The sequence below is a fragment of the Paenibacillus sp. PK3_47 genome (genome assembly GCF_023520895.1).
Taxonomy (GTDB): Bacteria; Bacillota; Bacilli; order Paenibacillales; family Paenibacillaceae; genus Paenibacillus_AQ.
Window position 1 is genome coordinate 5,310,761 of the sequence record NZ_CP026029.1, and the last position, 12,175, is coordinate 5,322,935.

At 51.6% G+C, this 12,175-nt stretch carries 9 protein-coding genes; 7 read left to right on the forward strand and 2 right to left on the reverse strand.

Annotated elements, in window-relative coordinates:
• Nucleotides 1–133: 133 nt before the first annotated feature.
• The 3 genes from hflK (at nt 134) to C2I18_RS23025 (ending at nt 3,825) form a co-directional block, all read left to right on the forward strand.
• Nucleotides 134–1,180 carry an FtsH protease activity modulator HflK gene (hflK, locus tag C2I18_RS23015; protein WP_249902214.1) on the forward strand — a complete coding sequence of 349 codons (1,047 nt, stop codon included), beginning with the start codon at nt 134–136 and terminating at the stop codon, nt 1,178–1,180.
• Nucleotides 1,177–2,043: a protease modulator HflC gene (hflC, locus tag C2I18_RS23020; protein WP_249898051.1), complete on the forward strand. Its 867-nt coding sequence runs from the start codon at nt 1,177–1,179 to the stop codon at nt 2,041–2,043. Before hflK ends, hflC begins: the two co-directional genes overlap by 4 nt.
• Nucleotides 2,044–2,280: 237 nt before the next feature.
• On the forward strand, nt 2,281–3,825 hold the full coding sequence (locus C2I18_RS23025) for a carboxylesterase/lipase family protein (RefSeq protein WP_249898052.1): 1,545 nt from the start codon (nt 2,281–2,283) through the stop codon (nt 3,823–3,825).
• 15 nt (nt 3,826–3,840) lie between these two features.
• On the opposite strand, the gene C2I18_RS23030 is transcribed toward C2I18_RS23025, so the two are convergent.
• Nucleotides 3,841–4,605 (reverse strand): helix-turn-helix transcriptional regulator, encoded by a 765-nt coding sequence (locus tag C2I18_RS23030; protein WP_249898053.1) that lies wholly within the window; start codon nt 4,603–4,605, stop codon nt 3,841–3,843.
• A gap of 324 nt (nt 4,606–4,929) precedes the next feature.
• On the opposite strand from C2I18_RS23030, the gene C2I18_RS23035 reads away from it, so the two are divergent.
• The 3 genes from C2I18_RS23035 to C2I18_RS23045 all read left to right on the forward strand — a co-directional run bounded on the left by C2I18_RS23035 (nt 4,930) and on the right by C2I18_RS23045 (nt 10,199).
• Nucleotides 4,930–6,357 (forward strand): family 43 glycosylhydrolase, encoded by a 1,428-nt coding sequence (locus C2I18_RS23035; protein WP_249898054.1) that lies wholly within the window; start codon nt 4,930–4,932, stop codon nt 6,355–6,357.
• Between the two features lie 112 nt (nt 6,358–6,469).
• Complete coding sequence (locus C2I18_RS23040) at nt 6,470–8,722, forward strand: glycoside hydrolase family 95 protein (RefSeq protein ID WP_249898055.1); 2,253 nt, start codon at nt 6,470–6,472, stop codon at nt 8,720–8,722.
• 52 nt (nt 8,723–8,774) lie between these two features.
• Nucleotides 8,775–10,199, forward strand: a complete 1,425-nt coding sequence (locus tag C2I18_RS23045) for a glycoside hydrolase family 43 protein (protein WP_249898056.1) — start codon at nt 8,775–8,777, stop codon at nt 10,197–10,199.
• Nucleotides 10,200–10,213: 14 nt separating this feature from the next.
• Here C2I18_RS23045 and C2I18_RS23050 read toward each other — a convergent pair whose 3' ends face one another.
• Nucleotides 10,214–11,005: an AraC family transcriptional regulator gene (locus C2I18_RS23050; protein WP_249898057.1), complete on the reverse strand. Its 792-nt coding sequence runs from the start codon at nt 11,003–11,005 to the stop codon at nt 10,214–10,216.
• A 178-nt stretch (nt 11,006–11,183) separates the two neighbouring features.
• On the opposite strand from C2I18_RS23050, the gene C2I18_RS23055 reads away from it, so the two are divergent.
• On the forward strand, nt 11,184–12,170 hold the full coding sequence (locus tag C2I18_RS23055) for a glycoside hydrolase family 43 protein (RefSeq protein ID WP_249898058.1): 987 nt from the start codon (nt 11,184–11,186) through the stop codon (nt 12,168–12,170).
• Nucleotides 12,171–12,175 lie beyond the last annotated feature (5 nt).

Below are 12,175 nucleotides of genomic sequence, written 5' to 3' on the forward strand. Positions count from 1 at the left end.
ACAGAGAAAAACGCAGAAAAGTTCAGCAAGCTTGGACAAAGTTGCAAAATTTGCGACTTTTTTGTTTTATTTACGTATATGTTCCTTAAAAGAGACTCAGATACATAAAAAGGAGCGATGCATCTTGAACTTCATGAATCAGAATGGCGACAATCCGGTGCCGGGACGCAGGCTGCCGGAGCTCAAGCCGGGGATGTACAAGAAGATTGGAATAGGGTTAGCCGCTGCCGTTGTGTTGATTTTTTTAGGCTCTACTTCGTTTTATACGGTGCAGGAACAGGAACGGGCGGCTATCCTGACATTCGGCAAGTACACGAACGAATCCTCGGCAGGACTTCACTTCAAATGGCCATATCCCATCCAGGAGGTCATTACGGTGCCTGCGGAGCTGACCCAGCGGATCCATATCGGGTACCGTGAGGCAGATGGAGGATCTGTAGCGGTTGAAGAGGAAGCGATGATGATTACAGGCGATGAGAATATCGTGTCCGCCGATGCGGTAGTCCAGTGGAAGATCAGCAATATCCGTGATTATCTGTATAACATTGACGACCCGGACAAATTCCTGCGCAACTCGGCCAGCTCGTCGATCCGTGCTGTGATCGGTTCCGAGAAGCTGGATTATGCCATTACCGACGGAAAGACAGTGATTCAGGATAAGGTCCGTGAGCTTCTCGTCGATCTGCAAAAGAAATACAACACCGGCATACAGATCATTGATATTAAATTCCAGGATATTGAGCCGCCGAGCGGCCAGGTACAGGAAGCATTCCGTGAGGTAACCAATGCCCGGGAAGAGAAGAATACGAAGATCAACAACGCCAAGAAGTATGAGAACGATATCATTCCCAAAGCACGCGGTGAAGCGCAGGCGCTGCTCGAGAGAGCCGAGGGAGAGAAGAAGTCGCGTATCCTGAATGCGCAGGGGGATGTTGCCCAGTTCAACGCCATTTATGCCGAATACAGCAACAACCAGAGTGTAACCGAAAACCGGCTGATTCTGGAGACACTGGAGACGATTCTGCCAGGCGCCCAAATCTTCATTACCAACTCAAACAGTGACACTGTGAACTATCTGCCGCTGAATGAGCTGATGCGCAGCACTCCGGCAGCCACATCTGCCCCGGCAGCGGTTAACCCGCCTGCTTCAGCCGCACCGCAAGGAGGAGATTCCCAGTGAAAAGAAACCATATTATCGCACTGATATCATCTGTAGTTCTGGTTATCCTGCTTGCCGGCTCCATGTATATCGTGAGGGAAGGCGAATACAAGGTAGTCCTCCGCTTCGGGGAAGCGATGCGTACTGTCGAGGAGCCCGGACTGAAGTTCAAGCTGCCTTTTATCGAAAATGTCTCGGAGCTTCCCAAATATCAGATGACCTACGAAAGCTCGCCGACCAGCATCCTGACCAAGGACCAGAAGCCGATTGTGGTGGATAACTATACCGTCTGGAGAATTACCAACGCCTCGCAGTTCCTGAGAACCGTACAATCGGTAGGCGGCGGAATTCAGCGTATTGATGAAGCGGTATATAACTCGGTGCGCCGGAAGCTGTCAGAGGTCAATTATGAAAATATTATCAGTGAGGACACCGGACGGGGCAATATCAACGATGAGATTACTAAAGACGTAAGTGCTGCCTTGACCCGCGATAATTACGGGATTGAAGTGATTGATGTACGGATCAAACGTACCGATCTTCCGGAAGAGAACAAACAAAGCGTATACAACCGGATGATTTCGGACCGACAATCCATTGCCGCGCGCTATCTGTCTGAAGGTGATGAGGAATCCAAGAAGATCACATCCAAGGCCGACCGTACCTCCACTGAGCTGATGGCCCAGGCCGAAGCCGACTCCAAGAAAATCATCGCCGAAGGTGAAGGGGAAGCCGCCAGGATCTATAACCAGGCCTACGGGAAATCTCCGGAGTTCTACAGCTTTTACCGCACACTGGAGAGCTATGTGACTACGCTGAAGAATGAGCCGGTGATCATGATCCCGATTGACTCGCCTTATGCCAGAATATTAATGGGACAATAGCTTCATCCAATATGATTTAATGACCCCCTCGTGTCAGACAACGCCAAGAGACATCACTCCGATGGACTTGAGCGTTGCTTGAACGCAGGGGGTTTTTATCTGCAAAACTCCAATAGTTGAATAAATCAATTATGGTTTTGCTTAGATCATTGTTTTCGGGTAAGGGGGAGAATTAAAATCTAACTATGTAAGCGTTTGCTGCAATCCCTGATTTGAACACAAAAAGGAGTAGATTACATGCTTAGAACAGTAGAGGTTGAAAACGGGACCGTTCAGGGGCTGCCTGCCGCCGACCCCCGGATTACGAGCTTCAAGGGAATACCGTTCGCTGCCCCGCCGACAGGCGTGAACCGCTGGCGTTCACCGCAGCCGGCTGCAGATTGGGAAGGTGTGCTGCAGGCCTTTCAGTTTGCGCCGGTCTCCATGCAGGTAAGGCAGGAAATCGATGACAACAATATTTATACCCGGGAATGGGCCGTGGAGCCCGATATCGCCATGAGCGAGGATTGCCTGTATCTTAACGTATGGACGCCCGCCAAGCACAAAGATGAGAAACTTCCCGTCTATGTATGGTATTTCGGCGGAGGTCTGCAGGTAGGCCATCCGGCCGAAATGGAGTTCGACGGCGAACGGATCGCCAGGCGGGGCATCGTGGTGGTCACGATCAACTACCGGCTGAATGTGTTCGGATTTCTGAGCCACCCTGAAATAACGGCGGAAGCGCCGGGGGCACCCGCTAACTTCGGCAACCTCGATCAACAGGCGGCTACCAGATGGGTGAAGCGAAATATCGCGGCATTCGGCGGTAATCCGGATCTGATTACCATCGGCGGCCAGTCCGCCGGCGGAGGCAGTGTAATGAGCCAGCTCACCTCTCCGCAGAACGAAGGCCTGTTTCAGCGGGCCATTGTTGAGAGCGGTATCTTCACCAACCTGTACCCGGGAACGCCTATGCCCGGACTGCGGAATAGTCTGGAAGAAGCGGAGCAGGACGGTGTCCGTTTTTTTAATTACCTGGGTGTATCGTCCCTTGCGGAGGCCCGGCAGCTGGATGCGGTCTATCTCAGGGACAAGGCTGTAGAGTACCGGGGGTTCTGGGGCACAGTAACCGACGGGGTGTTCCAGGCCGGCAACCCGTTCGAGCTTTTTCTTCAAAACAAACGCTGGATGGTTCCGGTAATGTTTGGTCATACCTCCTCCGAGTTTTTCAGTGTTCCGGATACGGTGACGATAGAAGACTTCAGGAAGATGGCTGCGGACCTCTTCGGCGAAGATGCCGGCACTTTTCTGGAGCTGTGCGGTGCCAAGACAGGCGATGCTATTGAAGAAGCCCGGAAGAGAGCGTCGGTGAGCGGGATTGAGTATGCGATTCGCATTGCTGCACAGGCCAGTGCCGCGAACGGAGGGGAAGCCCAGATATACTATTATAATTTTGATGCCGAAATACCGGGCTGGGACAACCCGGGCACTTTCCATTCGGTCGATCTCTGGTTCTTTTTTGAGACGCTGGCCAAATGCTGGAGACCTTTTGTCGGGAAGCATTACGATCTGGCCCGCCAGATGTGCAATTACTGGTGCTATTTCATCCGGTCAGGCGACCCGAACGGCAGGGACTCTACAGGAGAGGAATTACCACGCTGGGAGCCGTATACTCCTGAAGCGCCATACGGAATGCTGTTTGCTGATGAAGCCGTATTGTCCAGAGAGCAGCCCGGCAGTCTCATGAAGTTTCTTGTGGAGCAATATTGCAAAAAGCACGGTTATGCGCTTCAACAGGGATAAGCAAGACGGCCTGCATTAACCCTTGGCATGCTTCTGGTAGTTTCTCGGTGTGTGACCGGTAATTTGCTTAAATTGCCTGCAGAAGTGCTCCACATTCTGGTATCCACACCGGGACGCTACTTCCGCTATGCTCCGGGCATTGTGGATCAGATATTCTTTTGCCATGCGGATCCGGCTGTTAATGACATCATCCATGCAGGATATTCCAAATGTCTTTTTGTAAATATTCTGGAGATAACCCGGACTGATCTGAAGAAAGTCAGCCATTTTGGAAACCGACCAGTAATTGGCCGGATTGCTTTGAATAGCGGTACGCAGTTCCAGCAGCTTGTAGTACTGAGGTGTAATATTATCCTGGAAGCAGGACTCCCAGAGCTTGTTGAACAGCGTCCGGAGCAGGAGGTCAATGGATGATTCTCTGCAGTCGAGGCTGAAATTGTGCTCAATGACAAGCAGCTCAAACAGCTTTTGGCAGTATTCAGGATCACTCAGGCCAAAGGGGACGCCTAACGGGAGCGGTGATTCTGCAAGATAAGGTTCATCGGATTCGAAGCGGATCCAGTCATTGACGAAGTGACCGGTGCAGGCCCGGTAATAGACCTTTTGCTGCGGACGATAAAGGATTGCACTATGGGCAGGGTATTCCCGGAGACCGCCGTTTACCCAGAATTGTGCCGGAGTCTTGGTGACAACAAGGAGCCAGTGGTGGCCAACGGGGACATCAAGAACAAAATTGCCCGCATGTGCGGTATTGTGCTCAACATAGTGAATATAAACCATATTCGTATTCCCTCCCGGAAAGAAGAAATCGCTTACTTATTCTGGAAAGCGCTGCTTCCATGATAACCGCAGGGCGGTTTCTTTGTAATGTTATCAATAGACATTTATAACGTACTATAAAGTTTCGCTTAGTATAACATGAACAGAGATGCATAAATTAAAGCGTTTTCCTGAAAAATCATAGAAGCCCAATATTCTAAGAATAGATCAATGTTCTATGCCTATATGTCATGGACTTTCGTTAAAGCGCTTTACTATACTGTAAAGGACAAAGCAAAGTGCCTGCCTGGACTTACAACAATAACGGACAAGGGTGAATTAGCAATGGCAAAAAAACAGGGATTTAATCCATATCTTCCGTCATGGGAATATATCCCCGACGCTGAGCCGTATGTTTTTGATGGCAGAGTGTATGTGTATGGTTCGCATGACCGGTTTAACGGACACGCGTTTTGCTTAAACGATTACGTCTGCTGGTCTGCACCGGAGGACAATCTGGCGGATTGGCGGAATGAGGGAGTCATCTACCGGACTACGGATGATCCGCTTAACCCGGAAGGCCGCATGTGCCTGTACGCACCTGATGTCACAGTTGGACCGGATGGCCGCTATTATTTGTATTATGTGCTTGATAAGGTCCCTGTCGTTTCAGTGGCGGTCTGTGACAAACCCGGCGGCAAGTATACTTTCTACGGCTATGTGAAATATGCCGACGGAACACGCCTTGGGGAGCGAGAAGGCGACGAGCCGCAGTTTGATCCGGGCGTACTGACCGAAGGGGAGATGACATACTTGTACACCGGATTTTGCGGTTACGGTGATAAATCCAGACACGGGACCATGGCGACGGTGTTGGGTCCCGATATGCTGACGATTGTTGAAGAGCCTGTGTTTGTTGCGCCAAGCCAGCCGTACAGCGAAGGAAGCGGTTTTGAAGGCTTCGAGTTTTTTGAAGCTCCGTCGATCCGTAAACGGGGGGATATCTATTATCTTATCTACTCCTCCATTTCCATGCATGAGCTGTGTTATGCCACCAGCAGTCATCCAACCAGGGACTTCAAGTTCCAGGGTGTGATTATCAGCAACTGCGATCTTCATATTGACAGCTACAAGCCGGCGGACCAGCCGATGTATTACGGCGGCAACAACCATGGAAGCATCGTTGAAATTAATGGTGAATGGTACATTTTTTATCACAGGCACACCAATGGGACGGCTTTCTCCCGGCAGGGCTGTATTGAAAGAATTGAATTCCGCGGGGATGGCACGATTCCCCAGGTAGAGATTACATCCTCCGGCCCGAACGGGGGGCCGCTGGAGGGACGGGGCGAATATCCGGCATCTCTGGCCTGTCATCTGTTCTGCAAGCACCAGGAAATGTACACTGGCGGCTTCGGTCAGATCGGAGCCTGGATGGACAGCCGGTTTCCGAAGATTGCCCAGGACGGCGGGGATGGAGACGAAGAAACGGGCTATATCGCCAACATGACAGATTCCGCTACCGCCGGTTTTAAATACTTCGCATGCGAGGGAGTCGCCAAAGTTAAAATTAAAGTGCGCGGATACTGCTCGGGTTCTTTTGAAATCAAAACGTCATGGGACGGACCGCCGCTGGGCCGTATACCGGTAGGCTTTACGAATGTCTGGACGGAATACATGACTGAAGTGAACATCCCGGATGGTGTACAAGCACTGTATTTCACATATACCGGCAATGGCGGCGCCAGTCTCGCTTCATTTACGCTGGAATAACCGGAAGAGTGAGCTGAATAGGTAAAGAACTGGAAAGCAGCCTCAGGAGATCATCCGGTGCTGCTTTCTGTATTGCGGTATAACGAAGCTGGAGGCCGGAGGAGAGAATCAAATGGTAAGTGGCGGACAGGAGCACAGATTATGGTACAGCAGGCCTGCTGAAAAGTGGAATGAGGCCTTGCCGATAGGGAACGGGCGGCTGGGTGCCATGATATTTGGCGGTACGGCTGAGGAAAAGCTGCAGCTAAATGAGGACTCCGTATGGTACGGAGGTCCGCGGGACCGCAACAACGGGGACTCGCTCCCCAATTTGCCGGTGATCCGCAAGCTGATTATGGAGGGAAAGCTGCGCGAGGCCGAGGAGCTGGCGGCGATGTCAATGGCCGGATTGCCTGAAGCGCAGCGGCATTATTTGCCGCTGGGAGATCTGCTGCTTTCCTTTGGCGGACACGGACAGCCTGCTGAAGAGTACAGGAGAGAGCTGGATTTAGAGCACGGGATTGCCCGGGTCAGTTACCGGACCGCAGAGGCAAGCTATACCCGCGAAATCTTTGCCAGCTACCCGGATCAGGCGATAGCCATACGGATTTCTACCGACCATAAAGATGGATTATCTTTAAAAGCCCGGTTTAACCGTCAAAACTGGAGATATATGGAGAAAACGGAAAAGTGGCAGAACGACGGTCTGGTGATGGGTGGCGTGTGCGGGGGGGAAGGAGGCAGCACCTTTGCTGCTGTCCTTAAGGCGGTGACGGAAGACGGCACTTGCCGGACCCTTGGCGAGTATTTGCTTGTAGAAGGTGCAAGCTCGGTAACCCTGCTGCTTGCTGCGGGAACTACTTTCCGGCATCCCGATCCCGCTCTTCACGCCAAAAGAGTGCTGGAGGAGCTGGCCCGGGTTCCCTATGAAGAACTGCTGGCCAGGCATACCGCAGATTACCGGGAGCTTTACGCGCGGGTTACGTTAAGGCTGCCGGGGAAGCCGGAGCATTACGGAATGCCGACTGATGAACGGTTGAAGCGGTTTCAGGAAGGGGAGGAAGATAACGGTCTGATTTCGGCCTATTTCCAGTATGGTCGTTATCTGCTCATCGCATCCAGCCGCCCAGGCTCCCTGCCAGCAAATCTGCAGGGGATCTGGAACGACAGCTTCACTCCGGCCTGGGACAGTAAATTCACGATTAATATCAATGCGCAAATGAATTATTGGCCTGCAGAAATCTGCAATCTGGCGGAATGCCATGAGCCGTTATTTGATCTGCTTGAGCGGATGAGGGTTCCCGGGAGAGTGACGGCCAAAGTCATGTACGGCTGCGGGGGATTCACAGCACATCATAATACGGATATCTGGGGAGACACAGCGCCGCAGGATACCTACCTGCCGTCTTCCTTTTGGCCGCTTGGCGCCGCCTGGCTGTGTCTGCATCTCTGGGAGCATTACCGTTTCAGCCAGGACCGTTATTTCCTGGTCCAGGCCTATGGGACGATGAAGGAGGCGGCACAGTTTCTGCTGGACTATTTAATAGAAGATGACCAGGGCCGACTGATTACCTGTCCTTCTGTCTCCCCCGAAAATACGTATAAGCTGCCTGATGGGGAGTCAGGAGTGCTATGCGCAGGAGCTTCAATGGACTTTCAGATCATCGGGGCATTGTTCAGTGCCTGTATCCGCAGTGCAGAAATCATTGGTACGGACGACGCATTCCGCTGTGAACTTGCCGCAGCGCTTGAGCGTCTTCCCAAACCGCAAATCGGGAAGCACGGGCAGATCCAGGAGTGGATGGAGGATTATGAAGAAATGGAGCCGGGGCACCGGCATATTTCCCATCTGTTTGCCCTTTATCCCGGCGAAGCTTTCACTGTGGAATATACGCCGGAGCTGGCTGAGGCTGCACGGGTAACACTCGAACGCAGACTTGCGAACGGCGGCGGCCACACCGGCTGGAGCCGTGCCTGGATTATTAACTTCTGGGCCCGATTGAAGGATGAGAACAAAGCCTACGCCAATGTCCGGGCACTTTTGGAGCATTCAACGCTGCCCAACCTGTTTGACAATCACCCTCCATTTCAGATTGACGGAAACTTTGGAGGGGCTGCGGGGATTGCCGAGATGCTGCTGCAGAGTCATGCCGGAGGCATTAAGCTGCTGCCCGCTTTACCGTCAAGCTGGAGCGAAGGAAGTGTCAAAGGTCTGCGGGCAAGGGGAGGATACACCGTCGATTTCACCTGGTCGGACGGGCTGGTGACCGAAGCCGTTGTGAGCTGCACGGTTTCCGGTTCCTTTTTACTGGAGGCTCCGGGACTTGACTCCGTTACGTTCACGGGAGAAGCCGGCTGCTCTTATACATTCAAGCCCGCGAATTGACGCATACAGAAGGCAATGAGGCCAGAACATTCATGAATATGGAGGTATGAACATGACATTTCAATTAAGCCAGGCAGTAGGAAAGGTAGCGCCGAATGGCAATCCGCTGGTTGGATACAGATACGGGGCCGATCCCTACGCCCTTGTGTACAGCGGCCGGGTCTATTTATATATGACCAATGACGCGCTGGAATATGACGGGAACGGCGGGATTGTAGAGAATACTTACAGCAGTATCAACAAGATTGCTGTGATCTCTTCCAGTGATCTGGTCAATTGGACCGATCATGGCGAGATTGCGGTTGCCGGGCCGGACGGGGCGGCGAAATGGGCAACCCAATCATGGGCGCCTGCAGCAGTCCATAAGGTCATCGGCGGCCGGGACAAATTCTTTTTGTATTTCGCCAACAATGCCAGCGGGATCGGCGTTCTGTCGGGTGACAGTCCGGTTGGACCGTGGATTGACCCTATAGGTGAGGCGCTTATTCTGCGTTCGACTCCGGGAGTTGAAGACGTAACCTGGCTGTTCGACCCGGCGGTTCTGGTGGATGACGACGGCAAGGGCTATATTTATTTCGGAGGCGGAGTGCCGGAAGGAGCATATGCAGAGCCCGGTACGGCGCGGGTGATGAAGCTGGGAGATGACATGATCAGTGTAGAGGGGGCTGCCGAGGTTATTCCTGCCCCGTTCATGTTCGAAGATGCCGGAATACACAAGCGGGAAGGGGTCTACTATTATACCTACTGCTCCAACTTCTTTGATGGGGAGCGCCCTGAAGGCAGTCCGCCGGCGGGAGAGATTGCGTATATGACCAGCGGCAGCCCGATGGGACCCTGGACGTATCAGGGGACGATTTTAAAGAATCCGGGACATTTTTTCGGTGTATCAGGCAATAATCACCATGCAATTTTCCAGTTTCATGATGAATGGTACATCGCTTACCACGCACAGACTCTGTCCAAAGCACAGGGCATTGCCAACGGCTACCGTTCGACGCATCTGGGCCGGCTTTTCCACAATGAAGATGGTTCCATCCGTGATGTGAGAGCTGACTATAAAGGTGTAGAGAGGATTGGATATTTGAACCCTTATGAGCTTGTCCAGGCTGTAACGATAGGATGGAGCGCGGGTGTCAAGACGGAACTAAAGGCAGATAGAGAACAAAGAGTAGTTACGGGCATTGATCAGGGCGACTGGATCGGCTTGTCCGGGGTTGATTTCGGAAGCAAAGGTGCGGCAGCATTCACAGCCAGTGTCATCAGCCTGCAGGGAGGCTCCATAGAGCTGCATCTGGATGACCCTGCAGGCCCGTTAATAGGTGAACTGGCCGTTCCGGCGGCGGCCGGGCCGGACTCACAAAGCGGGCTGAAGACAGAAGTGAGCGGAGCGGAAGGAATCCATGATCTCTATCTGGTCTTTACTGGAACGGAGGAGACTGAATTATTCGAGCTTGTATCCTGGCAGTTTATCAGCTAAGGAAGGTAATTCATTTATAGGCTGCTCTTGAACGTGTGTTCTTTGGAGGCAAGCTTGTCCCGGTAAGCCCGGGGAGAGCTTCCGGTGAGCTGCCGGAACTGTCTGCAGAAATGCTCCACGTTGGCATAACCGCAAAGTGCGGCAACCTCGGCTATTTTGTGCGGACCGAAGCTGAGCTTTTCCTTGGCCAGCCGGATCCGGCAATGGATGACATCCTCCATACAGGAGATGCCGAAGGTTGATTTATATATCGTCTGCAGATAGCCCGGGCTTATATGCAAATATTCAGCCATTAAAGAAACGGTCCATGGACGGCCGGGATTATTGTAGAGCAGCTTGCGCAATTCCAATAAATTATAATATTGGGGACTGAGCTTGTCCTGTGAAGCCTCACAAAGCTTGTTAAAAATAATTCTGAACAGGTAGTCGATGGAAAGCTCGCGATAATCATTAGTAAAGGTGTTCTCTGTGGTCAATAATTGAAACAGCTGATGGCAGTAGCCGGGATCGGGCAAGGAGAACGGGACACCAAGCGGCAGCGTGGTTTCTGTAATATAGGATTCATCCGCATCGAAACGGACCCAGTCGTTAACGTACTTATTGGCGCAAGCGCGGTAATAGATTCTGTGTTTGGGCGGATAAAGGATAGCGGAGTGGGCCGGAAACTCCTTCAGTTCCCCGTTCACTTCAAACAACGCCGCAGTGTGTGTGAGCAGCAAAAGCCAGGCATCCAGGCCATCAGGTATACTGTATTCAAAATCTTCAGAATGAGCGGCATCATATTCGACATAGTGGATCTTAGGCAAGATTTTTCTCCTTTCATTCTTTGGATATATCAATTAATGAGCAGGAAATATCATTGATAGGTATTCATCGTTTCTCTATAATTTATAGTATCTGTCATTAGTATTTATCAACAACCATATGCACCTGTCAATGATACCACAAATGAACGGCAACCGGATCATGAAAAGGAGATGTAACATGAATTCAATCCCAAAACCCAATCAGCCGCTGGTCACTCACATTTATACCGCGGATCCGTCCGCACATGTATTCGAAGGTAAAATTTACATTTATCCTTCGCATGATCTCGATCATGACGGACCAAGTAATGACAACGGGGATCAATATGCAATGGAAGATTATCATATTTTATCGATGGAGAACCTGGACTCGCCGGTGGTGGATCATGGAGAAGCGCTTCATCTGAGAGATGTTCCATGGGCTTCGCAGCAGTTATGGGCACCCGATGCGGCCTACAAAAATAACACCTACTATTTGTTTTTTCCTGCCCGTGACAAAGAGGGGATCTTCCGCATAGGTGTTGCTGCTTCTGCTAGTCCGTCAGGCCCGTTTGTGGCTGAGCCTGATTATATTCCAGGGAGCTTCAGCATTGATCCGGCTGTCTTTATAGATGAAGATAACCGCGCTTATATGTATTTCGGCGGACTCTGGGGAGGGCAGCTGGAGAAGTGGCAGTCCGGAGCATTCAATCCCGAAGCGGAAGGCCCGGCACTGGACCAACCGGCCTTAGGACCGCGTGTAGCCTTGTTGAGTGAAGATATGCTCTCCTTTGAGGAACAGCCGCAGGAAATCTCCATTGTGGACGAGGACGGTAAGCCTATTGCTGCCGGAGATGAGGAACGGAGATATTTTGAAGGGCCGTGGCTCCACAAATATAACGGTCTGTATTATCTCTCCTATTCCACAGGCACAACACATAAGCTCGTGTATGCGGTCAGCGAGCATCCTAAGGGTCCTTTCACCTTTAAAGGAGAGATTCTCTCGCCTGTAATAGGCTGGACTACCCATCACTCCATTGTACAGTTTGAAGAGAAGTGGTACCTGTTCTATCATGACTGCTCGCTCTCTGAGGGTGTGAACCACAAGCGGTGTGTCAAATATACAGAGCTCAAATATAACGCAGATGGTACCATTCAGCCGATCAATCCGTATCCAGAGAGGTGATGAGG

What these genes read in the sequence shown, in the direction of transcription:
- C2I18_RS23045 (WP_249898056.1), top strand. Translation starts at nt 8,775, where the DNA reads ATGACATTTCAATTAAGCCAGGCAGTAGGAAAGGTAGCGCCGAATGGC.
- C2I18_RS23030 (WP_249898053.1), bottom strand. Translation starts at nt 4,605, where the DNA reads ATGGTTTATATTCACTATGTTGAGCACAATACCGCACATGCGGGCAAT.
- C2I18_RS23035 (WP_249898054.1), top strand. Translation starts at nt 4,930, where the DNA reads ATGGCAAAAAAACAGGGATTTAATCCATATCTTCCGTCATGGGAATAT.
- C2I18_RS23025 (WP_249898052.1), top strand. Translation starts at nt 2,281, where the DNA reads ATGCTTAGAACAGTAGAGGTTGAAAACGGGACCGTTCAGGGGCTGCCT.
- C2I18_RS23040 (WP_249898055.1), top strand. Translation starts at nt 6,470, where the DNA reads ATGGTAAGTGGCGGACAGGAGCACAGATTATGGTACAGCAGGCCTGCT.
- C2I18_RS23055 (WP_249898058.1), top strand. Translation starts at nt 11,184, where the DNA reads ATGAATTCAATCCCAAAACCCAATCAGCCGCTGGTCACTCACATTTAT.
- hflK (WP_249902214.1), top strand. Translation starts at nt 134, where the DNA reads ATGAATCAGAATGGCGACAATCCGGTGCCGGGACGCAGGCTGCCGGAG.